Annotated in this window: 16 protein-coding genes; 12 read left to right on the forward strand and 4 right to left on the reverse strand. The window is 63.8% G+C overall.

What is annotated here, in order from left to right:
- The first annotated feature begins 83 nt into the window (after window positions 1-83).
- Window positions 84-461 (forward strand): hypothetical protein, encoded by a 378-nt coding sequence (locus ABWK72_RS02955; RefSeq protein ID WP_367873290.1) that lies wholly within the window; start codon window positions 84-86, stop codon window positions 459-461.
- A gap of 272 nt (window positions 462-733) precedes the next feature.
- Here the strand turns inward: ABWK72_RS02955 and ABWK72_RS02960 are convergent, their stop codons facing one another.
- Both ABWK72_RS02960 and ABWK72_RS02965 read right to left on the reverse strand, forming a co-directional pair.
- Window positions 734-1,807 (reverse strand): 6-phosphofructokinase, encoded by a 1,074-nt coding sequence (locus ABWK72_RS02960; protein ID WP_367873291.1) that lies wholly within the window; start codon window positions 1,805-1,807, stop codon window positions 734-736.
- Between the two features lie 55 nt (window positions 1,808-1,862).
- Entirely contained in the window at window positions 1,863-2,816 is a 954-nt protein-coding gene (locus ABWK72_RS02965; RefSeq protein WP_367873292.1) for a D-alanyl-D-alanine carboxypeptidase family protein, read from the reverse strand.
- Between the two features lie 572 nt (window positions 2,817-3,388).
- Between ABWK72_RS02965 and ABWK72_RS02970 the strand changes: the two genes are divergently transcribed.
- From ABWK72_RS02970 to ABWK72_RS02985, 4 genes are all read left to right on the forward strand, one after another.
- A complete protein-coding gene (locus ABWK72_RS02970) occupies window positions 3,389-4,414 on the forward strand; it encodes a hypothetical protein (protein WP_367873293.1) in 1,026 nt (341 codons plus the stop codon).
- A gap of 287 nt (window positions 4,415-4,701) precedes the next feature.
- Window positions 4,702-5,586, forward strand: a complete 885-nt coding sequence (miaA, locus tag ABWK72_RS02975; protein ID WP_367873294.1) for a tRNA (adenosine(37)-N6)-dimethylallyltransferase MiaA — start codon at window positions 4,702-4,704, stop codon at window positions 5,584-5,586.
- A 74-nt stretch (window positions 5,587-5,660) separates the two neighbouring features.
- The gene (locus tag ABWK72_RS02980; RefSeq protein WP_367873295.1) at window positions 5,661-6,038 is read left to right on the forward strand and encodes a DUF3597 domain-containing protein; all 378 of its coding nucleotides are present in this window, start codon (window positions 5,661-5,663) and stop codon (window positions 6,036-6,038) included.
- 77 nt (window positions 6,039-6,115) lie between these two features.
- Window positions 6,116-6,721 (forward strand): hypothetical protein, encoded by a 606-nt coding sequence (locus ABWK72_RS02985; RefSeq protein WP_367873296.1) that lies wholly within the window; start codon window positions 6,116-6,118, stop codon window positions 6,719-6,721.
- 25 nt (window positions 6,722-6,746) lie between these two features.
- Here the strand turns inward: ABWK72_RS02985 and htpG are convergent, their stop codons facing one another.
- The gene (htpG, locus tag ABWK72_RS02990; RefSeq protein WP_367873297.1) at window positions 6,747-8,591 is read right to left on the reverse strand and encodes a molecular chaperone HtpG; all 1,845 of its coding nucleotides are present in this window, start codon (window positions 8,589-8,591) and stop codon (window positions 6,747-6,749) included.
- Between the two features lie 32 nt (window positions 8,592-8,623).
- Complete coding sequence (locus tag ABWK72_RS02995; protein ID WP_367873298.1) at window positions 8,624-10,603, reverse strand: DNA gyrase/topoisomerase IV subunit A; 1,980 nt, start codon at window positions 10,601-10,603, stop codon at window positions 8,624-8,626.
- Between the two features lie 254 nt (window positions 10,604-10,857).
- On the opposite strand from ABWK72_RS02995, the gene ABWK72_RS03000 reads away from it, so the two are divergent.
- The 7 genes from ABWK72_RS03000 to ABWK72_RS03030 all read left to right on the forward strand — a co-directional run bounded on the left by ABWK72_RS03000 (window position 10,858) and on the right by ABWK72_RS03030 (window position 26,999).
- Window positions 10,858-12,714, forward strand: a complete 1,857-nt coding sequence (locus ABWK72_RS03000; RefSeq protein WP_367873299.1) for a polysaccharide lyase family protein — start codon at window positions 10,858-10,860, stop codon at window positions 12,712-12,714.
- A gap of 38 nt (window positions 12,715-12,752) precedes the next feature.
- Window positions 12,753-15,341 (forward strand): glycosyl hydrolase, encoded by a 2,589-nt coding sequence (locus ABWK72_RS03005; protein ID WP_367873300.1) that lies wholly within the window; start codon window positions 12,753-12,755, stop codon window positions 15,339-15,341.
- 132 nt (window positions 15,342-15,473) lie between these two features.
- Window positions 15,474-16,370 carry a dienelactone hydrolase family protein gene (locus ABWK72_RS03010; protein ID WP_367873301.1) on the forward strand — a complete coding sequence of 299 codons (897 nt, stop codon included), beginning with the start codon at window positions 15,474-15,476 and terminating at the stop codon, window positions 16,368-16,370.
- Between the two features lie 87 nt (window positions 16,371-16,457).
- Window positions 16,458-18,656 carry a sialate O-acetylesterase gene (locus ABWK72_RS03015; protein ID WP_367873302.1) on the forward strand — a complete coding sequence of 733 codons (2,199 nt, stop codon included), beginning with the start codon at window positions 16,458-16,460 and terminating at the stop codon, window positions 18,654-18,656.
- Entirely contained in the window at window positions 18,653-23,488 is a 4,836-nt protein-coding gene (locus ABWK72_RS03020; protein WP_367873303.1) for an autotransporter-associated beta strand repeat-containing protein, read from the forward strand. The genes ABWK72_RS03015 and ABWK72_RS03020 overlap by 4 nt, the downstream gene beginning before the upstream one ends.
- A gap of 54 nt (window positions 23,489-23,542) precedes the next feature.
- Window positions 23,543-26,317, forward strand: coding sequence for a two-component regulator propeller domain-containing protein (locus ABWK72_RS03025; protein ID WP_367873304.1), 2,775 nt, complete (start codon window positions 23,543-23,545; stop codon window positions 26,315-26,317).
- Between the two features lie 13 nt (window positions 26,318-26,330).
- The gene (locus ABWK72_RS03030; RefSeq protein ID WP_367873305.1) at window positions 26,331-26,999 is read left to right on the forward strand and encodes a response regulator; all 669 of its coding nucleotides are present in this window, start codon (window positions 26,331-26,333) and stop codon (window positions 26,997-26,999) included.

Below are 26,999 nucleotides of genomic sequence, written 5' to 3' on the forward strand. Positions count from 1 at the left end.
AGGCCGGGGTGGTAGGGCTGGTAGCGATGAGAAGGTTTCCTTTGCGGCGGCCGGAGCGGGATCCTTGGTCCCGCTGGGGGATCGTGGCTTGGATCCTGTTCGCGGTCTGGGTGATCGGATGGGGATACAAGGACTTGAAGCCGCACCACTTTGTGGTTTTCGCCATCTTCCTCCTAATGGCGGCGGTCCGCTACCGCCGCTGGGTGAAATTGCCGGATCGCAGCGTGGAGGTGGATGGCGATAGCATCCGGCTGCTGCCGGCGGGGCACTGGATGGTGGATGAGATTCCGCGTGCGGCGATCCTCGGCAAGCGCGAGGAGGGGCGCGCGGTGTTTATCCATTTCACCGATCAGGGGAGGGAGCGGGCGGTGGAATTGGAGCGAGTGCTTTTTTCGAAGGAGGATTGGGAAGGCTTGCTGGGGGAGTTGCGGGAGGAGCCGAGGGTTCCGGTGGAGTATTGAGGGGTGGAGGTGGGGCGGGTTCGCTTCGTTGCACCTTAAAGACGGTTTGCGGCGGCGGGCCGGGCGGGCGATTGCGCGCCTCTTTGTTGAAATCGGCTGCCGGGAACCATTCTGCAGGGCAGAGCCTTCGCGGTCCCGGGCGCAAGCGTTATTCGAGCGAACGGCCGTAACGCGGGGCGCTGCGGTGGGAAAAAGAAGAGGGGCGCGAGATGCGCCCCTTTTCAGAACGAGGCCGAGGGCCCCGTGGTGGTGGATTGGTGCAAGCCGAGGCCTCAGTCGCCGAGGCAGATGCCGACGGCCTTGGCGGCCTTGACCATCTCGCCATCGGCTTCGACGAGGCGGAGCTGATTGACGGCTTCCTCGATCGGCACGGAGTCGACGTGGTAGGCTTGGTAGCTGACCATGCGGCCGAAGCGGCCTTCCTCGGCAAGCTTCACGGCCATGACGCCGAAGCGGGTGCCGAGGATGCGGTCGAGCGCGGTGGGGGCACCGCCGCGCTGGAGGTGGCCGAGGGTGCAGGAACGGGTTTCCTTACCGGTGAGGGATTCGAGGCGATGGGCGATGATATCGCCGATGCCGCCGAGCCGGACTTCACCGCCGGCATTCTCGGCGATGGTGGCGAGTTCGCCATCGGGCAGGTGCGCGCCTTCCGCCACCACGACGAGGGTGCTGTGGTGGCCTTGGGAATCGCGGGCCTTGATGAACTCGGCGACCTTTTCGGTATCGTAGGGGATCTCCGGAAGCAGGATGACGTCGGCACCGCCGGCGATGCCGCCCCAGAGGGCGATCCAGCCGGCGTGGCGGCCCATCACTTCGAGAACCATGATCCGCTTGTGGCTTTCCGCGGTGGTGTGCAGGCGGTCGAGGGCATCGACGACGGTGCTGACGGCACTGTCGAAGCCGAAGGTCATGGCGGTGGCGCGAAGGTCGTTGTCGATGGTCTTCGGCACGCCGATGATCGGCCAACCTTCGCGGAAGAGCTGGAGGCCGGTGGTCAGCGAGCCATCGCCGCCGACGATGATGAGGGCGCGGATCTCGAGCTGATCCATGGTGCGCTTGGCCTTGGAAACGATGTCCGCGGGGACCTCGGCGATGTCGCCCTTGCCGATCTTGGCGGCGAAGTGGCCTTTGTTGGTGGTGCCGAGGATGGTGCCGCCGAGCTTGAGGATGCCGAGGGTGTCCTGTGGACGTAAAACCTTGTAGTCACCGGGGGGCAGCAGACCTTCGAAGCCGTCCTTGAATCCGATCACTTCCCAGCCGAGTTGGCTGGCTGCTCCCACGACGCCGTGGATCACTGCATTGAGTCCGGGGCAATCGCCGCCGCTGTTGAGAATACCGATGCGCATCGAAGAGAGAATTGAAGTGTTAGACGGGGTTCGATAAGTCAAATCCGCGCCATTCTTAGCGGGGGTTTGGAACGGCGAGAATCTCGTCCTCGCGTTCCTGGATCGGCGCCCCGGCGGCGACCCAACTGTCGTACTTGGCCCAGCCCGGGGCGATGAAGCCACGGGCGCGGTTGAAGCGGTCCGGATTGTTGAGCACCACGACGATCAGGCGGCGCGGGGTCACCTTTTTCTCGCCGTTCGGCATGTCCCGCACCAGCGGATCGCGCTCGACGGAGACGCTGACGCAGGGCCCGGCGGCGGCGGTGGTGCCGGTCTTCACGCCGAGGATGTTGGCCTCGCCGATCAACTCGTTGGTGTTGTTGACCTTGAAGCCGCGCTTGGCACCGTCCACGCCGATCACCGAGACCTGGCGGTCCTTCTGGCGGGTGATGAAGGTGAAGCCGGGCTTGCGCATGGCGTAGACGGAAAGCTTCGCGACGTCGGCGGCGGTCGAGTAGCCCTTTTGCTTGGGCAATTCGAGGCCGTGGGGATTGCCGAAGCGGGTCTTGGAGAGGCCGATCGCCTTGCCGAGTTCGTTCATCTCGGTGACGAAGGCGGCCACGCCATCGCCATCACGGCCGCGGGCGCGGAGAATCTCCCTGCCGATGTGGTCGGCCACGGTCATCGCGGCGATATTGTCCGAGCCGAGCATGGCCGAGTAGAGGGCATCGCGCAGGCTCATGCGGTCGCCGGGCTGGAGTGCCAGGGGATTCGCGCCGCCGATGGCGAGGGCGGAAGGCGGCACGGCGGCCATGACCTGGGAGAGGTCGGCCCCGGTGGCGTCCGCCCAATCGACGGCGATCACGGCGGTGGCGATCTTGGTGAGGCTGGCGACCGGTCGCTGGACGGTCGAGTTCGAGGCCATCAGGACCTTTCCTGAATGGGCTTCCACCACCATGTAAGCCTCCCCCTGCTGACCACGGGCCACGGGGGAGACGAGAGCGACGAGAATGAAGAAGAGAGCGCGCATCGTGAACCGGGGCGGACTCTAGCCGCCCGGCCATGGGGGGCAAGCGGATAGACCGGGAAGAAAGGCGAACGCCGAACATCGAACGCCGAACGCCCAATGCTGAATGGAAAGGCATTTCCAGAATCCGACATTCTGCGTTCGGCATTCGTCTTTCTGATGGGGAGGGAAGGCTCTCCGGTCTGGCTGCAAATCCTACAGGATGGTCCGCGAAGTCCCGCCTTGCATTGCCGCTGCGGTTCTTTTAAACTCCCCGCGTCAGGCAGATCCGGGAGCTATTCCGGCTGCCCGCCGCCGGCCAAACGCAGATTTTGGCAGCATGCCTCCGCTTGGGCGGGGTGCAATCGGACTCCGGCGGACGCGGAACACGCGGTGAAGCCTGCCCCACACCGGGCCAACGCGCGATAACCGCCACGTCCCGGGTCCATGGAAATTCCGCCCGTCCCGCAATGAGAGGCGGACTTCCCCGGCACCAAAAAGCCGGCGACCCGGACCGCGGTCGAGCCTGCAGCCCCGCCCGATGAGCGGGCGGCTGCCCGCCATCGCAAACCGGCCCGACAACCAAAAAGCAAAACATGTCCAACGCCCAACCTGATACACGAGGCGCCGGAGGCGAACGTCGCAGAAATCGCTCCCGCGGAGGCAGAGGCCGGAATCGCAACCGGCAGAACGACGGCAGCCCCGAAGGCAACCAGAACCGCGAGGAACGCGGGGAGCGGGGAGATCGCGGCGAACGTCGGAATCATGGTGAGCACCGGGGTGACCGCGGTGAGCGCCAGCCACGCACGGATCGCGACGAACGCGGTCCGCGTCCGCCACGCAAGGAATACAAGCCGGCGCCGCTGACCCTTTGGCAGAAGATCCTGAAGATCTTCGGGATCAAGCCGAAGGAGCCCGTCCGCCCGCCGCGCCCCGAGCGCAAGGAAAGCGTGAGGTTCGAAGAAGGACCGCCGCGCGAAGTGAAGTCCAACACGCGGAATGCCCGCCAGCCGGGGGCCGAAGGCGCGCCGCCGCAGCAACGCGAGGAACGCCCGGAGCGTCGAGATCGCCAAGAGCGTCCCGACCGCCAAGAGCGCGGTGAGCGCCCTGATCGCGGGGAGCGTGGCGAACGCCGCCAGCATGAGCGCGGCGAGGTCGCCAGCGCGCGTATCTACCTCGGCAATCTGTCGTATGAATCCAGCGAGGAGGACCTGAAGGACCTTTTCAAAGGCATCGGCACGGTCCGCAACGTGGAGATCGTCTACAACCGCCGCACCCACAAATCGAAGGGTTACGGATTCGTGGACATGCTCAACACCGAGGAGGCCAAGCGCTCCGTGGAGGTCCTGCACGATCAGTTCTTCATGGGCCGCAAGCTCGTGGTGAGCGGTGCGAAGTCCAAGGAGCACGAAGACGCGGTGCGCGAGGAAATGCCCGAGCCGCGTGCGGCCCAAGTGGCGGCTCCTGCTCCCGCTCCGGCTCCTGTGGCTGAAGAGGTGACGACTCCTATTTTTGAGGAGCCTGCCTTGGTCGAGAATGAGGCACCGGTGGTCGAAAACGAGGCGCCTGTTGAGGTCGCCGAGCACGCCCCGGCACCGGAGAACGACGAGCACAAGGCTTGATCGGAGAGATTTGATTCCCCCGCCCTGCCTGGTTTTCCGGGCAGGGCGGTTTTGTTGGGTGGCAACGCCCTCTTGGAAGTTGGCGATTCCCGCGGTGCGTATGGACACCGCGGGGGCTTTGCTGCGTGCCTCCCCCACACTCGAAGCGGCGTGGACCATTCTGCGGGCCAGTGGCTCCGCGCCCCCAGCGGAAGAGCCGTCCTTGAGGCGGAGCGGGCACAGGAAGCAGGCCGCGGACTACCTTTCTGGACTTTGGGCCGCGACGCGGTATTCCCTAGCCACCGCGAATGGCCACGCCGCTCATGGATCTGAAACTCCCTGCCCCCGAGGCCATGTTCTTCGTCTGCGGCCCCACGGCTTCGGGCAAGAGTGCGCATGCATTGGAGGTGGCCCGGGAGATCGGCGGAGAGATCATGAATGCCGATGCCTTTCAGCTCTACCGCGGGGTGGAGATCCTGACCGCGGCCCCCAGCGAGGGGGACCGCGCGATGCTCCCCCATCATCTTTATGGCGTGCTGGAGCCGTCCGAGGCGGTGGATGCGATGGCCTACCTGCGAAGGGTGGTGCCGGTGATCGAAGAGATCCTATCGCGCGGCAAGACGCCGGTGATCACGGGGGGCTCGGGGCTTTATCTGAAGTTCCTCTCGCACGGGCCTTCGCCGCTGCCACCTGGGGATCCGGCACTCCGCAAGGAATTGGATGCACTGCCGCTGGAGGAGATCGTCGGTCGTTTGCAGGCGCTTGATCCGGTTGAGGCCGCTCGGACGGACCTGCGGAATCGCCGCTATGTGTCGCGGGCCTTGGAGGTTTGTCTGATGGCAGGGGTCCCCTGCTCGACGCTACGGGATGATTGGGAGAATGCTAGCGAGGAGCGGGCGGAGAAGTTGCGCGGCGTGTTCCTGCAACGGGACCGTGAAACGCTTCATCGCAGGATCGGCTTGCGGACGCGGGCGATATTCGAGGGTGGTGCGATTGAGGAAGTCCGCGGACTTGAGGGCGCGGCAGCAGGATTGGAGAAGGCGATCGGCGTTGCGGAGATCCGGCGCCTGCTTGCGGGGGAGATCGATCGGACGGCTTGCGAAGAGTTGATCAACGCGGCGACGCGACAGTATGCGAAGCGGCAGGAGACATGGTTCAAGCGGGAGGCTTGGTTGGCGCAGAGGATTTGTTGAAGGGAAACCCGGCGTCAGCGGTTCATTGGAATCATCTTGATCCCATCTCGGCGGGAGATAGGCTGGCGGATGCCATGGGACTCATCAAAAAATTCCTGACCGCCATCATCGGTCACCCGACATCGGAAGCTGCTGCGCCGGCCACCACGTCCGCCGCTGCTCCTTCTCCCGCCACAGCAAGCGCGCCTCCGCCGCAGGTGGATGTCAGTGCGGTGCTGGATGGATTGGCCAAGAAGAATCCGGAGAAGCTCGATTGGAAGAAGTCGATCGTCGATCTGATGAAGCTGGTCGGGATGGATAGCAGCCTGAGCGCGAGGAAGGAGCTGGCGAAGGAGCTGAACTATCCGGGCGACACCGGGGATTCCGCGAAGATGAATGTGTGGCTGCACAAGGAGGTGCTTCGCCAGCTTGCTGCCAATGGAGGGAAGGTGCCGGCGGAGTTGCTGGATTGAAGCCGGAAAGAGCTTCAGCTTGATTCTCATCCTCGATTCAGAACAGTGGTGATGTTCCTCACCACCGTCTTTGAATCATGGGGCATTACATTCGAGTTCTTAGCACCGCAGCCGATTGCATTCCGCTGGAGGCACTCCAAGGTGCCATCAAGGACAGCAATCTTCTGGCTACCCTGGCTGTCGAAGCAGGTGATTCACGAGCGTGGGAACAGCTCGTATTGAGCCACTCCGACGGCAGGGAGATCGCCAGTATCGAGCGAAATCCCGTCGAGGAAGACTCTCTCGGATCCGAAGAATTGGAGGAGTTTGCGGAAGAAATTTCCGAAGCCCAGCCTACCAGTGCCGCGCGGTGGTTGCTCGATTACTTCCCTCGGGTGAAGTGCATCTATGCTTTCCAATTGCTGAGTGGAACCGACCATCTGAACGGATGGGAGATCTTCGGCACCGTCAAGGATCGGCTCTGGTCGAATGCGCCTTCAATCATCCAGGCGGACAACGAAGGATTCAGCAACGAGGACGGTTACCATATCCTCTGGCAATTCAGCGACTCCGTGGAAGGCGACTGGTCGATGGCAATCTTGAAGGACCATCGTTGGATTGAGTTCCAGATGGATCTTGGTGACAGCAAGCAGCGCGCGGCTTTTTTGCGAGGCGAGGTACCGGATGGCGTGAAATCCGCGTGAGACCGGTAGGCCGGAATCCCCTCGCTCACCCCATCGCCTTCTCCATCAGGGTCGTCATGCGCTTCACAAGATCGCGGGCATCGTCGAGGAGGCCGGCGGCGATGAGGGCGTTATCGAGCATCTGGCTGGCGACCATCCTGGCGAGTTCGGGGTTCTTGTCCTGGGTCTCGGCGAGCTTCTTGACGAGGGGGTGGCGCGGGTTGATCTCGAGTTCGACCTTCACCTCGTCTCTGTAGTTCTCGTCCATGGCCTTCATCATGCGCCGCATCTGGGCGGTCATGCCATCGGCGGGGACGAGGGCGATCACGGGGCTATCGACGAGGCGCTTGCCGGCGGCGACGGCGGTGACTTTGTCGCCGAGTTCTTCCTTGAGGAAGGCGCAGAGCTTCTCGGTGGCTTCGGGGCTGAGGGCATCGCCTTCTTCCTCCTTGTCTTCGAGTTCGACGCCGGCGTGGCTGATCGAGGTCAGCTTCTTGCCTTCGTAGTCGCCGAGGGATTCGACGACGTATTCGTCTACCGGATCGGTGAAGTAGATCACCTCGATGCCGCGGGCCTTGAAGGCTTCGACGTAGGGGCTGTTTTCAAGCTGCGATTTGCTCGGGCCGACGAGGTAGTAGATCTTGTCCTGCCCGTCCTTGGCGCGGGTCATGTAGTCGGCGAGGCTGGCAAGCTTGGCGTCCTCGGTCATGGAGGACTCGAAGCGCAGGAGCTTGGCGAGGGCATCGCGGTTCGCGTAATCGGTGGCGACGCCTTCCTTGATAAAGCGGTCGAACTTCTTGTAGAAGACTTGGAACTTGTCCGGGTCGGCTTCGGCTTCCTTTTCGAACATTTTCAGCACACGCTTGCTGATGACGCTGCCGAGCTTCCGCACCAGAGCGCTGTCCTGCATGGTCTCGCGGGAGATGTTGAGGGGAAGGTCGGCGCTGTCGATCACGCCCTTGAGGAAGCGCATCCACTCCGGGAGCAGGCCCTTGGGCGAGGGGTCGATGAGGACCTTCTTGCAGTAGAGGGCCACGGCTGGCTCCATCTTGTTCATGCCGAAGCGCTCCATGTTTTCGTTCGGCACGAAGACCAGGGCGTTGATGGCGAGCGGTGCGTCGGCGGCGAAGTGGAGGCGGTAGGCCGGATCGTCGTAGGCGTGGGCGGTGAACTGGTAGAACTCCTTGTATTCTTCCTCGGTGACGTCGGCTTTGTTCTTCAGCCACAGGGCTTCGACCTTGTTGACGCGCTCGCCATTGAGGAGGATCGGGAAGCCGACGAAGTTGCTGTAGCGCTCGATCAGGTGCTTCACGCGGGCCTCTTCGGAGAACTCCGCGTGTTCATCCTTCAGCTTGAGGACGACCTTCACGCCGCGCTGCTGGCCGGGGGCTTCCTCGATCGAGTAGCCGGTCGCGCCATCGCTGGTCCACAGGAGGTCCTCGCCATTTTCACGCCAACTGCGGGTGAAGACCTGGACCTCGCTGGCGACCATGAAGGCGGAGTAGAAGCCGACCCCGAACTGCCCGATCATGTCGGCGGGGGTAGTGCCGCTTTCCTTCATCGCGGTAAGGAAAGCCTTGGTGCCGGAGTGCGCGATGGTGCCGAGATTTTCCACCAGCTCGCCGCGGGTCATGCCGATGCCGTGATCGGCGAGGGTCAGGGTCTTGGCTTCCGAATCGGTGGTGATGTGGATTTCCAGCGGCAAGGCGGCATCGTGGATGTCTTTCTCGGTGCCCTGGAGGTGCCGCAGCTTCTCCATGGAGTCCGAGGCGTTCGAGACCAATTCGCGCAGGAAGATCTCGCGGTCGGTGTAGAGGGAGTGGACGACCAGATCGAGCAGTTGCTTGATCTCGGCCTGGAAGGAATGCGTTTCGAGGGTGGCTTCGCTCATGGCAGTAAAATGGTAGTGGGAAAGAGTGTTTATCAGGCGCCGGCTCCGAGATCGAAATCCTTCGGGGCGCGGACGATGCGGTCGATGGGGAGCTTGGAGACGATGTTGCCGCCGCTGCTGCGGCCTTTGACGGGCACCTCGCCGAAGTTGAAGGGGCGGCTGACATTCCGCAGGCGGAGGGCGGGCTTGATGTGGACGATCAGCAATTGGTCCGAGCTCTCCGCCTCGGTCTTGTGGACGGCGAAGTAGTAGATGCGGCTGCCGGAGGTGCCCTTGGTCAGTTCGTATTCCTTGTCGCGGGTGACGCCGCCGACGCGGAAGCGCTTGGCGAGGATCGCGCCTTCCTTGCCGTCGCGGTAGATCATCGAGTAGATGAGGTCTTCCTCCTTGCGGACAATGGCGACACGAAGCGGACGCGGGCCGACGAAGAATTTCTCCGCCACCTTCAGAATCCGCATCTTGCCGTCCTGGCCGAAGATGATGACATCATCGAGCGTCGAGCATTTCTCAAGGGGGGTCTCTTTCTTCAGGCCGTAGCCGGCGAAGCCATTCTTGTCGTCGAGGTAGAGAGTCTCGGTGGCGAGGATGACCTGGCTGCGGTCAACGCGGTCGAAGGAGGAGATCTCGGTCTTCCGCTCGCGGCCCTTGCCGTATTTTTTCTTCAGCTCCTCGAACCAGCGGATGGCGTAACGGGTGAGCTGCTTGAGGTTCTTCTCGGTCTCGTCGATGTCCTTTTCCAAGGAGTTGATCTCCTCGTCGGCCTTGAAGGAGTCGAACTTCGAGATGCGCTTGATCTTGATTTCGGTGAGGCGGACGATGTCGTCCTGAGTGACCTCGCGCTTGAGGAGCTTCTTGTAGGGCTTCAGGCCGTCGTCGATGGCCTTGAGGACGCCTTCCCAGGTCGTCTGTTCTTCGATATCGCGGTAGATGCGCTTCTCGATGAAGATCTTCTCCAGCGAGCTGAAGTGCCACTTCTCGTGGAGTTCGGCCAAGCGGATCTCCAGCTCCATGCGGAGGAGTTCCTTGGTCTGCTCGGCATTGCGCCTGAGGATCTCGCTGATGCCGAGGAACTGCGGCTTGTCGTCGGCGATGACGCAGGCATTCGGCGAGAGGCTGAGTTCGCAATCGGTGAAGGCGTAAAGCGCGTCGCGCATGTTGTCCGGGTCCACGCCGGGGGTCAGGTGGACCAGGATATCGGCGTGCGCCGCGGTGTTGTCCTCGATCTTGGCGATCTTGATCTTGCCCTTCTCGGCGGCGGCGACGATCGAATCCATCAGCGCGCCGGTGGTCGTGCCGAAGGGGATCTCGACGATCCGCAGGATACCCTTCTTTTCCGAGGAGATCCGGGCCCGGACGCGGACCCGGCCACCGCGCAGGCCATCGCGGTAATCGCTGGCGTCCATAATCCCGCCGGTCGGGAAATCGGGCACCAGCTCGAAAGGTTCTTTCCGCAGCGCCGCGATCGAGGCATCGATCAGCTCGATGAAATTGTGCGGCAGCATCTTGCAGGCGAGGCCCACGGCGATGCCCTCGACCCCTTGGGCGAGCAGCAGCGGAAACTTCACCGGCAAGGTGACCGGCTCCTTGTTGCGGCCGTCGTAGGAAGGCGTCCACTCGGTCGTCTTCGGGTTGAAAGTGATCTCGAGCGCGAACTTGGTCAGGCGGGCCTCGATGTAGCGGGAGGCGGCGGCACCGTCGCCGGTCAAGGTATTGCCCCAGTTTCCCTGGCAATCGATCATCAGCTCGCGTTGGCCGAGCTGGACCATGGCGTCCCCGATCGACTGGTCGCCGTGGGGGTGATACTTCATCGTATTGCCGACGACGTTCGCCACCTTGTTGTAGCGGCCGTCGTCCAACTCCTTGAGGGAGTGGAGGATGCGGCGTTGGACGGGCTTCAGGCCGTCATTGATGTGCGGCACCGCGCGCTCCATGATGACATAGGACGCGTAGTCGAGGAAGTAGTCCTGGTACATCGCCCCCAGCGAGGCGTGCTGATCCGGATCGTGAGGCATGGAGGGCGGATGCTTGGCGGTGCGGGCGGGCCGTGCAAGACCCGATGCGGGCAATTGAACATGACGGGGGTGGCTAAAGAAGGGAGATTGGGCGATTGGAGATTGGGTGATTGGGTGTTGGTTCCGGCCGGTGCTTTGTTTCTGCTTCGAGACTAACCCCATCGGGGAGTTGGCGGGAATGGGCCGGCGGGATAGTTTGGTCGGCAGCACCCGTTTTCTCCGGACTATTGAAACTTTCGTTTAAGATCGCGATATTGGCCGTTGCCGTCGCTTTGTGCCGGTCCCCGGCGGAGGCCGAGGTCCGGGTGCGCGACGAGGGGCGGAGCTTCCTGCTGGAAAATGGCGAAGTCTCCGCCCGGATCGACAAGGCGAAGGCGACGCTGGTTTCCCTGAAGCGCGGCGAGCTGGAGCTGATCCGCGGCGGCACCGGCTACTGGTCCTTCAGCGGGGGCTCGGAAAAGGGTCGCATGCAGGGCTTCCCGAAAAGCACGGAGGCGAAGATCACCTTGGCGGGTGGAGCGACCGGTGAGGTCGCGATCAATTGCCGCTACGATGGGTCGCCGGGAACTTGGCCGGTCAATGTTTCCTTTCGCTATGCTCTGACCGACACGGGGGAAGGACTCTACGTCTATGGCATCTACGAGCACCCGGCGGAGCTGCCGGGATTCTCGATCGGGGAGGCCCGCTACGTCGTGAAGCCGGACCCGCAGGTCTTCGATTTCCTGACGGTGGATCCCGAGCGCTCGCGCAAGATGCCGACCGGGCGGGATTGGGACGAAGGGACCGAGATGAATCTCAAGGAGGCGCGGCTCTTGAACACGGGGATCCACAAGGGCGAGGTGGAGCACAAGTATGGCTACTCCGCTTTGTTCTCGGAATCGCCGGCCTACGGCTGGTCATCGTCGTCGAAGAAGGTCGGGCTATGGATGGTGAATCCTTCGCTGGAATACATCGCGGGCGGGCCGGCCAAGCCGGAATTAACCGGCCACCTCGACGTGAATCCCGGCGGTCGGCCGGTGCTGCTGAACATGTGGCACGGCAGCCACTATGGCGGGACTTATTTGGACGTGAAGAAGGGCGAGGCGTGGTCGATGGTGGTCGGCCCTTTCCTTCTCCACACGAATCAAGGCAGCGAGGCGCTGGCGATGTGGAAAGATGCGATGCGGACCGCAGCGGCGGAGATCAAGAGCTGGCCCTATGCCTGGGTCGAGAGCCCGCTCTATGCGGCGAAGGCGCGCATGCCGGTTACGGGAAGGATCGAGGTGAAGGATCCGCTCGGGAAGGATAAGGCGGGTGCAATGTGGGTCGGGCTTACCGTTCCGGATTACGATTCCGGATCGCGGCGGCGGGGCGAGAAGGTGGGCTGGCAGCGTGATGGGAAGAACTACCAGTACTGGGCGAAGGCGGGTGCGGATGGCAGCTTCAGGATCGGCTCGGTTCGCCCCGGCACCTACGTCCTGCGGGCCTATGCCGATGGCGTCTTGGGTGAGTTCAACCGCGAGGAGGTGATCGTGGCGCCCGGCAAGGAGCTGGCTTTGGGAACCCTGCCATGGCAGGTCGAGCGGGCCGGGCCGGTGGCTTGGGAGATCGGGGTTCCGGACCGCAGCGCGCGTGAATTCCGCAATGGCGATCGCTACTGGACCTGGGGTCACTATCTCGATTTCAAGAAGGACTTTCCGAAGGGGGTGGACTTCACCATCGGCAAGAGCGACTGGAAAAAGGACTGGAATCTCTGCCAACCTTTGATGCTCGATGACAAGGGCGGGGTGACCGGTGACTCGGTGTGGAAGCTGCGCTTCGACCTGAAGGAAGCGGCGGACCACCGCTTGCGAATCGCGCTCTGCGGGCATCGCGAGAACGACCGGCTTTTCGTGACGATCAACGGGCGACCCATCGGCGACAGCGGGCGGCTGCCGGAAAATGGCGTGATGCACCGCGACGGTCACCGCGGCCTGCTCACCGAGCTGGATTTCCCGATTCCCGCCGCGGCCTTGAAGACGCAGGGGAATGTGCTGGAGCTGCGCCTAACAGGCCAGGTGTGGCACCAGGGGCTGCTCTACGATTACCTGCGGCTGGAACGCGTTGCCCCGAAGCAGACCACGGGCACCTGATGGCATATCTCCCCTTCCCCATGCCCCCGCAATCGTTCATGAAGCTCATCTTGATAGCCCTGTTAGGCCTCGCTCTGCCGTCGGCGGCCGATGACACCGCCTGGCCGCCCATCACCCGGGAAGCCAAGCCATGGACGCGCTGGTGGTGGCTCGGCAGTGGCGTGGATGCCGCGAATCTCACGAAGCAACTCGAAGCCTTCTCGCAAGCGGGGCTCGGCGGCGTGGAGATCTGTCCGATCTACGGTGCCAACGGTTACGAGTCGCGCGATCTGCCCTTCCTCTCGGAAGCATGGACCAGCGCCTATGCCCACACCGCGAAGGAAGCGGCCCGGCTCGATATGGGCGTGGACCTCACCACCGGGACCGGCTGGCCTTTCGGTGGGCCATGGGTGAAGGAAGAGGAGGCATCGGCGGGAATGGAAAGCGTGATGGCGAAGGCCGAGGGGGCCAAGCCGGTCGCGCTGTCATTGCCGAAGGGCAAGGTGGAGGTTCTCTCGGCATGGCCGGAGCAGGGCGAACCGTTGGATCTCATGCCCTTGGTAAAAGGCGCAGGCTTGGAATGGACGCCGCCCGCGGGGAATTGGCGCATCCATGGGCTGGTGTCCCGGCACGCGATCCAGAAGGTGAAACGATCAGCCCCGGGCGGCGCGGGCCGCGTGCTTGATCCCTACTCGACGCGGGCCCTGGACGCCTACCTGAAACCCTTCGATGCCGCGCTGGACAGGACGGATGTTCCCGAGCCGCGCGCGCACTTCCACGATTCCTTCGAATACTACGGCGCGGCGTGGACCGACGACCTCTTCGCCCGCTTCCAGAAGCTCCGGGGCTACGACCTGCGGGCTCAGTTGCCGGCCTTCCAAGGCGAGGGCGATGCCGATACGGTGGCGCGGGTGCGGTCGGACTATCGCGAGGCAATGAGCGATCTCCACCGCGAGTATCTGGCCCGCTGGCACGATTGGGCGAAGGCGCGCGGCAGCCTGACGCGGAACCAGGCACACGGGTCGCCCGGCAATCTGTTAGACCACTATGCGGTGGCGGACATCCCGGAGACGGAGATCTTCCGACATGTGGACGAAGGGCAGATCCCGATGCTCCAGTTCGCGTCCTCTGCCGCGCATGTGACGGGCAAGCCGCTGGTCTCGGCGGAGACTTTCACTTGGCTCGACGAGCATTTCCAAGTGACCCCGGCGAAGCTCAAGGAAGCTGCGGATTTCGTGTGGTTGGGCGGGGTGAATCACATCCTCTTCCACGGTATCCCCTACTCGCCCGAGGACGCGGCTTGGCCGGGTTGGCTCTTCTATGCCTCCACCCACATGGGACAGAACGGCGGGCTGTGGAAGGATCTCCCGGCGTTCAACCGCTACATCGCGCGCTGCCAGACGGCGCTGCAATCCGGGAAGCAGGATAGCGAGGTGCTGGTGTATTTTCCGATGCATGACCTCTGGCAAGACGGCAGCAAGGGTCTGCCGCTTTTCACGGTGCATGATCAGGAGAAGTGGTTGCACCGCTCGTCGTTTTACAAGGAGGCGACGGCGTTGTGGAAGCAGGGCGTTCCTTGCGACTTCGTTTCCGACCGGATCTTGGGGGATGCCCGGGCGGTCGACCAGCGGATCCAATTCGGCGGCGGATTTTATAAAATGCTGGTCGTGCCGGAGCTTCGCTACCTGCCTATCGAAACCGCGAAGCGCCTGCTCGATCTGGCGGCGCAAGGAGCGCGGATTGTCTTCCGTGGATCCTTGCCAACCGAGACGCCTGGATATCCGAATGCCGCTGCCGGTCGCGCGGAACTCGCCGAACTTTTCAAGAACGCGCGGATCATGCCGGATGACCGGCCTGTCGGTGAACTCGGCGTGCGCGGCGAGCCGATGGCCGCGGAGGATCTGCGATTTGTGCGGCGTCGCTACGAAGATGGCTGGAGCTATTTCATCGTGAACCGCTCGAACGAGGATTTCGACCGGAAGGTAAGCTTCGCGACTCCGATGAAGTCAGCGGTCCTCTTCGATCCGATGCGGGGAAGCAGCGGAGTGGTGGCGACGGATGGCGGTGTCCGGCTGGTACTTGCCGCGGGTGAATCCCGAATTCTTCGGACCTACCGCGAGAAGACCGCGGAAGGCTCGCCTTGGAAGGAGCTGGAAACCGGGGCGGCCGTGGTTCTCACCGGCACTTGGAAGGTCAGCTTTCTCGAAGGAGGCCCCGGGTTGCCGCCTTCCTTCGAGACGACATCCCTGGACTCGTGGACCAAACGCGATGGCTCGAGCTACCAGAACTTTTCCGGGACTGCGCTCTACCGCTTGGAGTTCGATTGGCAGGGCAAGTCCCCCGCCCTGCTCGACCTCGGCCGGATCTGCGATACCGCGAGAATCCGCCTCAATGGCAAGGATGCCGGGACCTGCTGGATCTCCCAGCCGATCTCCGTTGAGCTCAAGGCCGGGCCCAACGTCCTGGAAGTGGAAGTCACGAACCTGGCCGCCAACCGCATCGCCGACCTCGACCGCCGCAAGGTGCCTTGGAAGGCCTTCCACGAGATCAATTTCGTGAACATCGACTACAAGCCCTTCGATGCCTCCGGCTGGGCTCCGCTTCCTTCGGGATTGCTCGGGCCGGTGCGCTTGAGCCCCTTAAAATGAGCACCCGGGCTTGATCCCCTAACCAGGTCAGGTAAGTTCAGCCGTGCAGGTCACGATCCGCGAGGTGAGCCGGGAATCCGCTGCATGACCGGAAAGCGTGCAACTTCCCGCGGTGCGGCCCGTTTCATCCAGATGGACCGAAAAACCGCCCAAGAATTTCCTCAGGAGCTGCTCGATCTCTACGACGAATATGTGCACGGCCAGGTCGGGCGGCGCGGCTTTCTCGATCGGGCGTCGCGATTCGCCGTGGGCGGGGTCACGGTGGCCGGACTTCTCGCCGCGCTGAGCCCGAAGTATGCCTTCGCCGAACAGGTCCCGAAGGAAGACGAGCGGATCACGGTTTCCTATGAGACCTACGATTCACCGACCGGCGGCGGGAAGATCAAGGGCTACCTGGCCCGCCCCAGGAAGGCGGAGGGCAAGCTGCCCGGCGTGATCGTGATTCACGAGAACCGTGGCCTGAATCCCTACATCGAGGACGTTACCCGACGCCTCGCCGTGGAAGGCTTCGTGGCCTTTGCGCCTGACGCGCTGACACCACTCGGCGGGTATCCCGGAAACGACGACGAGGGCCGCGCGCTGCAAGCCAAGCGCAAGAAGGAGGAGATGGAAGAAGACTTCATCGCCGCTGCCAAATGGCTGAAGGGGAACGAGCTTTGCAACGGCCGGGTCGGGGTCGTCGGCTTCTGCTTCGGCGGAGGGATGGCGAATACTCTGGCGGTGCGGCTTCCGGAGATCATTCGGGCTGCGGTGCCCTTCTACGGTGGCCAACCGGACGCGGCCGACGTCCCCAAGATCAAGGCGGCGCTGCTGCTTCAGTATGCGGAACTCGATCAACGGGTGAACGCAGGCTGGCCGGCATACGAGGAAGCCCTGAAGAAAGCCGGGATCAAGTACGAGGCCCACATCTATCCGGGCGTCAACCACGGCTTCCACAACGACACCACGCCGCGGTATGATGAAGCCGCGGCGAAGCTCGCATGGCAGCGGACCGTGGACTTCTTCAAAAAGGAACTCGCTGCGAAGTGATTGTCGTTTGCCGGCGGAGATCCAGACGGAATACTTACCCCATTCTGGTTACGCGACAGGCGGCAGCAAGCGGGTCATAGTGGCTCCATGCGCAGCCTTTTTCTCGTCCCTCTCGCCTGTTGCCTGATGGCGTGGGCGGGGGCGAAACCCACGCTCTTCATCATCGGCGATTCCACGGTCCGCAATCAAACCGCCGGACAGGAGGGCTGGGGCGATCCGCTGGTGGCGGAATTCGATCCGGCTAGGATCGAAGTGATCAACCGGGCGATCGGCGGGCGCAGCAGCCGGAGCTTCCTGACCGAAGGCCGCTGGGATGCGGTGATGGCGAATCTCAAGGCGGGCGACTTCGTGCTGATGCAGTTCGGCCACAACGACGGCGGGCCGCTCAACGACGACCGCTGCCGCGCCTCGATCAAAGGAAACGGTGAAGAAGCAGAGGAGATCGTTCGCAAGACCGACGGGCAGGCCGAGACGGTGCACAGCTACGGATGGTATTTAAGGAAATACATCACCGATACGAAATCGAAGGGTGCCACGCCCGTGGTGGTTTCCTTGATCCCGCGCAACATCTGGAAGGACGGCAAGATCGGGCGCGCCGGTGACAGCTACGGCGGCTGGGCGAAGGAAGCGGCGCAGCAGGGTGGTGCGGTATTCGTGGATTTCAACGCGATCCTGGCCGACCGCTACGAGGTCACGGGCATCGAGAAAACCGCGCTGTTCTTCGCCGGAACGGATCACACCCACACCTGTGCGGCCGGGGCCGAATTCAATGCGCGGACCTTGGCAGACGCGCTGCGGACGACGGATCTCGGCAAGCTGTTGCTGCCTGCCGACCTCTGGCTGCCGCGGATTTTTTCGGACCACATGGTGCTACAACGCGACATGGCGAATCCGCTTTGGGGCAGGGCCAAGCCCTTGGCCTCCGTCCGCGCCGAGATCGCCGGGCAATCGGTGAGCGGCCAAGCCGATGCCGAGGGCTATTTTCGCCTCGATCTGCCTTCCCTCCCCGCAGGCGGGCCTTATGAATTGAAAGTGGCGGGTGAGGTTACGCGAAGCTTCAGCGACGTGATGGTCGGCGAGGTCTGGCTCTGCTCGGGCCAATCCAACATGGACTTCACGGTCGCTTCCACGCCCAAGCGCGCCTTCTCCGGCACCAGGGATTGGCAGGGTGAAGTGGCCGCGGCCAAGCACCCGCAAATCCGCATGTTCACCGCGGAGTGGACGATGCGTGAAGACCCGCAGCGCGAGGTGGAGGGCCAGTGGAATGTCTGCTCGCCAGAGACCGCCGGGGACTTCTCCGCAGCCGCCTATTTCTTCGGGCGCGAGCTTCAGCAGCAACTCGGTGTGCCGGTCGGACTCGTCACCTGCGCCTACGGAGCGAGCACGGCAGAGGCATGGATTGGCAAGGATAAGCTGGCGGCTGGCGATTCCTTCAAGCCAATGCGGGATGCCTTCGGCAAGAAGTTCATCGCCTACCGCGACGATCCGAAGACCTTCGAGAACTACGGCACATCGATGGCAAAGTGGCTCGACGGCGGCAAGAAAGGCAAGGCACCGAAGCACCCTGATCCGGTGCAGGACCAGCACAATCCCGCCGTGCTCTTCAATGGCATGATCGCGCCGGTCCTCCCCTACGGCATCCGTGGGGTGATCTGGTATCAGGGCGAATCGAATGTTAGCACGCGCCAGACCTACGCCGCCCTGCAGTCGGCCCTGATCGACGATTGGCGGGCCCGCTGGGGACGCGGCGACTTTCCGTTCTATTTGGTCCAGCTTGCATCGCACAAGGAAGCGAAGCCCGACCCAGGCGACAGCAGCCTGGCCAGCATGCGGGAAGCTCAGGCGAGCGCGCTGGCCCTGCCGAACACCGGCATGGCCGTGACCATTGACATCGGCGATGAGAAGGACGTGCACCCCCGCAACAAGCAGGATGTCGGCAAGCGCCTCGCCCTGCTGGCGCTGCACGACACCTATGGAAAGGATGTGGTTGCCTCAGGACCGATCTACAAATCGGCGGAGATCGAGGATGGAAGGCTGCGGCTGCATTTCCAGAGTTCCGGCGGCTTGGTCGCCCAAGGCGGGACCTTGAAACAATTTGCGATCGCCGGAGACGACCGGAAGTTCGTGTGGGCCACCGCCGAGATCGATGGCGATACGGTCGTCGTATCGAACCCGGCAGTCCCCCGCCCCGCCTATGTCCGCTATGCCTGGGCGGACAATCCTGCCGGTGCGAATCTCTACAACGCCGCCGGTCTGCCCGCGGCTCCCTTCCGCACCGACCCATGAGGTACCTCCTCTTCCCCTGCTTCATCGGTTGCGCGGCGGCGCAGATCCCCGCCTTTCCGGGTGCCGAGGGCTATGGTGCTTATGCCAATGGCGGGCGCGGCGGCGACGTCTATCACGTCACGAACCTCGGCAACATCGGCACGGGCTCCTTGCGCTATGGCATCGAAACAGCGCCCGTAGCCGGACGCACGATTGTCTTCGCGGTGTCGGGCTACATCCCGATCCCTTCCAGCGGCCTGCGGATGACCAAGCCGAACGTCACCATCGCCGGGCAAACCGCACCGGGCGATGGGATCGGACTGCGCAATGGCACCTTCCGCATTTCCGCGAGTGATGCGGTGATCCGCCACCTCCGATTCCGCCATGGCAAGAACGGCTCCGGCGGCGATTGCATGAATCTGGACAGCGCCTGCACGGACGCGGTCCTGGACCACATCTCGATGCAGTTCAGCACGGATGAGAATTTCTCCAGCTTCAGCACCCCGCCGGAGAACTTGACCATGCAGTGGTCGCTGAACGGCTGGGGCCTGGAGTCGCATTCCTGTGGCGGACTCTGGGACCAGAATCACGCTACGGCGCATCACACGCTGTGGTCGCACAATCACACCCGCAATCCCAAGGCGCGCCCTGCCGGCCTGTTGGAGTGGGTAAACAACGTCACCTTCGACTGGGACATCGGCTTCATCATGGGGGACTCGGAAACCCCGGCCTCGTGGAAGGCGAACGTGATCGGAAACTACTTCATCTGTCCCGCCTCGAACCTCCGCTCCCGGGCCTTGGAGAAGGCGAATCTCGACCGCAACGGCAATCCGAACTTCACCATCCACGTCGCGGACAACCGCATCGACAAGAACGGCAACGCCATTCTGGACGGCACCGATGAAGGCTATGGCATCGCTTCGGGAAGCTACACGACCTCTGCCAATCCGATCGCGAATACCGGCTCGCGCCCGGTGAGCACGGATGGGCCCTTGCTCGCCTACAAGAAGATCGTCTCCTCCGCCGGCGCACTCCGGCTTGAGGCGTCTCCCGCCTCGCTGCGCGATGAAGTGGACACCATTCTGGTCAACAATCTCGTCACCCGCACCGCCAACCACATCACCCGGGAAAGCGACCTCGCCGCGAGTGCCAGCGGCTTCGGCACGCTCAACTCCGCGCCCGCGCCGATCGATAGCGACAAGGACGGCATGCCGGACGTTTATGAAACCGCGCTCGGCTGGAACGCCGCCGTGCAGGACCACAACACGGCACTGGGCAGCAGCGGCGGATTCGTTGTCGGCCCTACCTACTTCCCGGCGAATACCGCCGCCGGCTTCACGCGCCTGGAGGAGTATCTGCACTTCCTCGCGACGCCGCATGCAAGCATGGCGAAGAATACCGCGGCACAGCCCTCGTCGATCGCCATTAATCTGGCCCGCTACACCAGCGGCTTTTCTAACAGCCCGGTCTTCACCAGTTCCAATGTCAGCGGCGGCAGCGTGGTGATCGCGGGAAGCACCGCCACTTTCACCCCCACGCAGAATGCGGCAGGCCGGGCGCGCTTCGATTTCACCGTGGCCGATGGCGATGGCAGCCAGTGGACGCAGACTTTCAATCTGCTCGTCTCCTCCACCGGCGTTCCGCGGGATCTGGTGTGGCAAGGCGATGGGACGGCGAATCCATGGAATACATCCAGCCCCGTCTGGTCGCGCAATGGCAGCGCCACCGTATTCGGCGCGGGAGATCACGCGATCCTCGATGACCGCGGCTCGGCGACCCCGATGGTGAATGTCACCGAAGCGATCACCGCAGGATCGATGACCGTCGATGCCACGAAGAACTACAGCATCAGTGGCAGCGGTCCGATCAACAGCACCGGCCCGCTGGTGAAGCGCGGCTCAGGCAAGCTCACGCTTTCCACACCCACCTCCTTTGCGGCGGCGGGTTCGATCGAGGAAGGGACGCTGGAGTTTGCCGAGGGAGCCTTCCACAGCGGCGGCTCCTTGAGCCTGCTCGACGGCACCGCCCTGACCAACGCTTTCCCCGCGGGCAATACCTTCTCCATCGGATCACCGCTCTCGGTCCCTGTCGGCCAGGCCGCCCAAGTCAACACCGGCAATCGCTTCAATTGGTCCGGCGCGCTCAGCGGCGAGGGCGATCTGACCTTTAACATCCAGACGACGGTCAGCCGCGTGGACATCAAGGGCAGCACCAGCGTCTTCAGCGGCAACCTGAAATTCATCAACTCCGGCAATGTGCGTCTCTTCATCAATGGCGGTGCCTTCGACGGTCTCGCCAATGCCCGCGTATCACTTGAAGGAGCGGTCGGCCTCCAACCGCAGACCAACTCGGGCGGCAATACGATTCCCCTCGGAAGCCTCTCCGGCAACAGCGCTGCGGCATCGATCGGACCAGCCTCCGCCGGTGCCCCGACATGGCAGATCGGCGGCCTGAATCTCGATAGCTCCTATGCCGGATCGATCCAAGGGAGCTCCATCGTCACCAAGCTGGGGACCGGCACCCTCACCCTCTCGGGCACCCTTTCCCACAGCGGAGCCACCATGGTCAGCGCAGGCACCCTCACCGTGAATGGCAGCATCGCCACCTCACCCGTCGTCGTGGAATCCGGCGCGACTCTCACCGGCACCGGCAGCTTCGGCGGCCTGGTGACCGTGAATAGCGGCGGGAAAATCAATCCGGGCAACGCCGCCACCCTCTACCGCAGCCTCCCTGCCAATGGCGGCCTTACCGTCGCGGGCGGCACCCTGATCTACGACCTTTCCAGTAATCCCGCGGGACCGAACGACAAGATCACCGTTCCCACCGGAAAGGCCACGAACCTCAGCGGCACGGTCAATTTCCAGCTCAACTTCGCCGAGGGATCCCTCGGTGCCGGGACTTACCCACTGATCGATGGCAATGCGACCCAATCGGTGAGCGGCCTCACCATGGTGCCGCTCGTTCCCGCCCCTGCGGGGACCACGCGCCAAACCTTCACCCTCAATCGTCCCGCTTCCGGAACCACTCCGGGCTACGTGAACCTGCTGGTCACCGGCACCGCCGGGAATCTCACTTGGACCGGAGCGAACGGTGGCATCTGGGATCTTGCCACCACCGCGGGCAATTGGAGCGGTGCCTCGCCCGATACCTTCTCGAATCTCGATCTCGTCAACTTCACCGACGGCCCCACGACCGGCAATGTCAGCCTCTCCGGCCCCGTCCAACCCGCCCGCATCACGGTCAATAACTCGGCCACCACTTTTACCATTTCCGGCAGCGGCCTGATCGGTGGAGCCCCGCGATTGATCAAGAACGGGAACGGCACGCTCAACATCGGCAACTCCGCCACCAACACCTTCTCCGGCGGCACCGTCATCAACTCCGGCACCATCGCGCTCACCACCACCACAGGCTTGTTAGGCTCGGGGCCCATCTCCATGAACGGCGGCACCCTCCAGCTTCCCAATGCCGCGACCTTCCTGTCGAACCCGATGGTCCTCACCGGCACCAGCTCGATCGTTTCGCCCTACAGCGGCAATTCGACCATCATCAACTCCACGGCTTCCGCCCTCACAAGCACTGGCGATGCCACTCTGAATCTCTCCGGCCTCAACGGCATTCTCAGCATCAATGGCAGCATGAGCGGCTTCAGCGGCACGGTCGCCTTTGGCAACAGTTCGGGCATGCTGCGGCTGAACTCGAACTCGTCCGCCGCCAATGATGTGAACTTCGGCAGCGCCGCCACGCATTTCGATCTCGGTAGCGGCAATGCCACCCTGACCAACCGCAATGGCGACATCGCCATCCATCTCGGGGCTCTCTCCGGTGGCGCGAACACCCACCTCAATGGCCGCCAGAGCGGCAGCGGCGCGACTTCCACGACCTACATCGTCGGCGAGTTGAATTCCTCCACCACCTTCGCCGGCAACATCGCCACCGCAGGCGATCTCGGCGGCCTCAATCTCATCAAGGCCGGCACCGGCACTTGGACCGTGGGCGGCAGTTCCAATTTCACCGGCACCGTTACCGTCGATGGCGGCACCCTCGCCGTCAGCGGAAGCCTGCTCTCCACCGGCAGCAGCACGGTCGCCACCGGTGCCACGCTATCGCTTGCAGGTGGAACCTTCGGACCTGAATCGACCTCCGTTGCGGGTTCGCTCGGTGGCCATGGAACGCTCGACTCCGATCTGAACTGCACCGGCACCCTGACAGGCCGCGGCTTTTCCTCCGGAACACCGGGCACCCTCAGCATCGGCGGATCGGCCTCCTTCGGCAGTGATGCCGTCCTGCGTTTGCGCGCAGGATCCTCGTCGGACATCATCGCCGTCGCTGGAGATCTGGGACTCGGCGGCACTTTGCAAGTCGGGCTCGCTCCGGGCACGGGTTTCGGGCGCTACACGCTCTTCACTTACACGGGCACCCGCACCGGCCACCTCATTCTAACAGGGACCAGCGGGCACCTCTCGACCTCCACCGCGGGTCAGGTCGCCCTGGTGATCGATGACAGCGATGAAGACGGCCTGCCCGACACTTGGGAGCAAGCCAGCTTTGGCAATCTCGCCCAAACTCCTGCTGGCGATGCCGACCAGGACGGCACCCCGAACCTCGCCGAACTCCGCCTCGGCCTGAATCCCTCCAGCGGGTCGAGCGCCTTCCGCGCCACGCTCACCGGCCACACCTTGGCGTGGCCCAGCGCCGCCGGAATCGTATTCACGGTGAAGCGCAGCCTGAGCCTGGAGAACGGCCCCTGGCAATCGGTCGGCACCGTGACCGGAGCTGGCCAGGGCACCGCGTCGTTCACGGATCCGTCAGGCTTCACCCGCGCCTTCTATCGCGTCGAGTTCACGCCCTGAGGCTGCATTCGCCGGATCTCGACAAGCTCCCCCGCCCTTCCCCAGACTGTCTTCGTGCGGCTTCTGCTCCTCGCCTTCCTCTTCTTGCTGCGGCCCCTCGCCGCCGCGCAGGAGCGGGACCTGCTGGTGAGGGCGTGGCAGTCGGAAGACGGCCTGCCCGGAAACGTGGTCCGCTCGCTGGTCCAAGCTCCGGACGGCTACCTCTGGATCGCCACCGCGGAAGGCATCGCCCGTTTTGATGGCCTCGAGTTCGAGCCGATCGAACTCGACGGCCAGCAGCGCCGCAACCGCTTCGCCTTCTGGCGGATCTACGCGACCTCGAACAACGACATCTGGGTCGCCACCTTCCAAGGCGGCCTCTTCCGCATCCGCGATGGTAGCTTCGCCCGCGTCCTGCCCGATTCCCGGCAACCTCGGCCACCGCTGGTCGCGCAGTTGATCGAGGACGCGGCAGGCACCGTCTACATCAAGAGCGGCGAGGAGATACGGCGGATCGATGGCGACGAGGCCGCGGATCTCCCAGCCCCGGACAAGGATCTGTTAGAACGTTTCAAGAAAGACCTGGAGGTACAAACCAAGGCTGGCCGGCGAACCGATCCTGCTTCCTCGCCCGCGCTTGCGGATCGCGACGGCCAGACTTGGTCGGCCGACGAAAGCGGCCGCCTCATGGTCACCGCTCCAGGAGCCCAGGCCGCACCGGTCATCCTGCCTGATACCGATGCTCCTCTGAGCTTCAACGAACTCCTCGAAGACCGCGAAGGCAATGTCTGGATCGCCAGCCAGTTGAACGGGCTCGTGAGGGTTCGCAGCAGCCGCGTCGACGTCCTGGACCGGAGCGACGGGCTCGCCGACAACCCGATCTTCGCGGTAATGCAAGCGAGCTCCGGGGACTGGTGGCTGGCCAACCGCAGCGGCAGCCTGACCCGCTGGACTCCCGAGGACGCCGAGCAAGTCGACGTGAAACCCGGCGGCTACAACCGCGCGATCGGAGGCCTCTTTGAAGATCGCGAGGGCGTGATTTGGGCCGCCGCGCGGGACGGCAGCGTCTTCGCCCGGCGCGACGGCGAATTCCAGCCGCAGTTCTCGAAGACGCAGATCCCTTCCAAAGTCCGCTCGCTGGTCCAGGATGCCTCCGGCACCTTGTGGTTCGGCGGTTCCCAAGGGCTGGCGTCCTATGCCAAAGACGAGGTGCGCCAATTCGGCCCGGCAGAGGGTTTACCGGAAGTCGATGTCTCCACCCTCGCGCTCAGCCCTGCCAAGACCCTGGCGCTCGGCACCATCGACGGCCGGGTCTTCCTCGGCGATGCGCGGGGCTTCGAATCGCTCGGCCAAGCCAGCGACCTGCAGCACCGCTGGATCTCCGGCATTCATGCGAAGGGGGATCACGAGATCTGGGTCACCACCCTCGGCAGCGGGCTCTTCCTCTGGGATGGCAAGCGCTGGCACCGCTTCGGGACGGACCAAGGACTCCCGGACGAACGCCTCACCTGCCTGATCGACGATGGCCGCGGTCAGTTCTGGTTCGGGTCGCTCGGCGGCATCCTCCGCGCCAGCCGCAAGGAATTGTTAGAGAGGGTCACGAAGCCGGATTCGCCGCTCCACTGGCTGCGCCTCGACCGCTCCGACGGCTTGCCTTCGCGCGAATGCATCGGCGGCTACCAGCCGGCCGGCTGGCTGGGAAAAGACGGGCGGCTGTGGTTCCCCACCGGGAATGGCATCGTCCGCGTCCGCCCCGAATTGGTGGAAGTCAACCGCGTGCCGCCGCCTGTCTACCTGAACTCCGTGCGCATCAATGGCCAGCAGCATGAGGGCAACAGCGGCACCATCGAAGCCGGTCCCGGCCGCTCCCGCATTGAGTTCCGCTTCGTTGGCCTCAGCTACAGCGCGCCGGAGAAGATCACCTACCGCGTCCGCCTTTCCGGCTGGGACGACTCATGGCGGGAAGTCGGCGGGCAGCGCATGGCGTCCTTCGAGGCGGTCCCGCCCGGCCGCTACACTTTCGAAGTCATGGCGGTGAATGGCGATGGCGTGCGCAGCATCAGCCCGGCGAGCTTGCGCCTGATCATCCGCCCGCATTTCTGGGAAACCGTATGGTTCATGGTCGGCTCCGGCGTCCTCATCCTCGCGATGGCTGCCGGCACCGGCTGGCTCCTGGCGCGCAGGAAAATGAAGCGGCGCATCGAGAGCCTCAAGATCCGCCATGCCCGTGAAGGCGAACGCGCCCGCATCGCCCGCGACCTCCACGACGACCTCGGCGCGAGCCTGACCGAGATCTCGATCCTCGCCGCATTGGCCGCCGAGGATGCCGCGGAAGGCCCCCTCCATCCGCCGCTCGAACAACTCTCGACCAAGGCCAAGCACGTGGTCGGCTCGCTCGATGAAATCGTGTGGGCCGTGAATCCGCGCGAGGACACCCTGCGCTCGCTGGTCGAATACATCGCCGCCTTCGCCCGCGAGTTCCTCGATATCGCCCGCATCCCGCTGCGCAGCGAGGTGGCGCGGGACATCCCCGATCACCCGCTGGCCGCCGCCGAGCGCCACGGGATCTTCCTCGCCGCACGCGAAGTCCTCAACAACGTGGTCAAGCACTCCCACGCCACCGAGGTGAAGCTGCGAATCACCCTGGACGACAAGCAACTCGAGATCCACATCGAGGACAACGGCCGCGGCTTCCTTCTCGACTACGCCCGCGGCGGCGATGGTCTCGGCAACTTGGAGCGCCGTATGCGCGAAGCGGGCGGCAGCATCCGGCTCGACACCGCGCGCGGCCGGGGAACCAAAGTCGTTCTCCTTCTTCCCTTGCTTGCCACCCCTGATAGCAACTCCTAGCCTCTCCCATCCCATGCCCAAGGAACCCGCCACCGATGTCGCCATCGTGGAAGACAACGCCGCCCTCGGTGCGAGCTTGCGCAAGATCGTCGAGTCCGCGCCGGAGTGCCGCTGCGTCGGGGTCTGGACTAGCGCCGAGGACGCGCTGAAGAAGATCGATGCCTTCCGCCCGCACGTCGTGCTGATGGACATCAATCTCCCGGGCATGTCCGGCATCGAGGCCACCGCCCGGGTCAAACAACACCTTCCCGATATCCAAGTGATCATGGTCACGGTCTATCGGGATCACGACAAGATCTTCGCCGCCCTCAAAGCCGGTGCCTCCGGCTATCTCCTCAAGCGCTCCACACCCGCCGACCTGCGCGATGCGATCCGCGACGTGCGCTCCGGCGGCGCGCCGATGAGCGCCGAGATCGCCCGCCGCGTGGTCGAGGCCTTCCACCAACCCGTCAAAGCGGAGCCAAGCGGCGATGAGGTGAAGCTCTCCAAGCGCGAGACCGAGATCCTGGAACTGCTCTGCGAAGGCCTCGCCAACAAGGAAATCGCCGACCGCCTCGACATCTCCGTCGAAACCGTCCGCGTCCATCTCAAGCACGTCTACGAGAAGCTCCACGTCCGCTCCCGCACCGAAGCGGCCATGAAGTTCCGCGACTCCAAGGAAGAGCCGCGCTACCCGCTTTAG

This window comes from Luteolibacter sp. Populi (assembly GCF_040801775.1).
Classification (GTDB): domain Bacteria; phylum Verrucomicrobiota; class Verrucomicrobiia; order Verrucomicrobiales; family Akkermansiaceae; genus Haloferula.

Bases quoted from the DNA above. Each gene is read 5' to 3' on its own strand.
- ABWK72_RS03010 (WP_367873301.1), top strand. From the start codon at position 15,474: ATGGACCGAAAAACCGCCCAAGAATTTCCTCAGGAGCTGCTCGATCTC.
- miaA (WP_367873294.1), top strand. From the start codon at position 4,702: ATGGCCACGCCGCTCATGGATCTGAAACTCCCTGCCCCCGAGGCCATG.
- ABWK72_RS02985 (WP_367873296.1), top strand. From the start codon at position 6,116: ATGGGGCATTACATTCGAGTTCTTAGCACCGCAGCCGATTGCATTCCG.
- ABWK72_RS03030 (WP_367873305.1), top strand. From the start codon at position 26,331: ATGCCCAAGGAACCCGCCACCGATGTCGCCATCGTGGAAGACAACGCC.
- ABWK72_RS02980 (WP_367873295.1), top strand. From the start codon at position 5,661: ATGGGACTCATCAAAAAATTCCTGACCGCCATCATCGGTCACCCGACA.
- htpG (WP_367873297.1), bottom strand. From the start codon at position 8,591: ATGAGCGAAGCCACCCTCGAAACGCATTCCTTCCAGGCCGAGATCAAG.
- ABWK72_RS02995 (WP_367873298.1), bottom strand. From the start codon at position 10,603: ATGCCTCACGATCCGGATCAGCACGCCTCGCTGGGGGCGATGTACCAG.
- ABWK72_RS02960 (WP_367873291.1), bottom strand. From the start codon at position 1,807: ATGCGCATCGGTATTCTCAACAGCGGCGGCGATTGCCCCGGACTCAAT.
- ABWK72_RS02970 (WP_367873293.1), top strand. From the start codon at position 3,389: ATGTCCAACGCCCAACCTGATACACGAGGCGCCGGAGGCGAACGTCGC.
- ABWK72_RS02965 (WP_367873292.1), bottom strand. From the start codon at position 2,816: ATGCGCGCTCTCTTCTTCATTCTCGTCGCTCTCGTCTCCCCCGTGGCC.
- ABWK72_RS03015 (WP_367873302.1), top strand. From the start codon at position 16,458: ATGCGCAGCCTTTTTCTCGTCCCTCTCGCCTGTTGCCTGATGGCGTGG.
- ABWK72_RS03005 (WP_367873300.1), top strand. From the start codon at position 12,753: ATGAAGCTCATCTTGATAGCCCTGTTAGGCCTCGCTCTGCCGTCGGCG.
- ABWK72_RS03020 (WP_367873303.1), top strand. From the start codon at position 18,653: ATGAGGTACCTCCTCTTCCCCTGCTTCATCGGTTGCGCGGCGGCGCAG.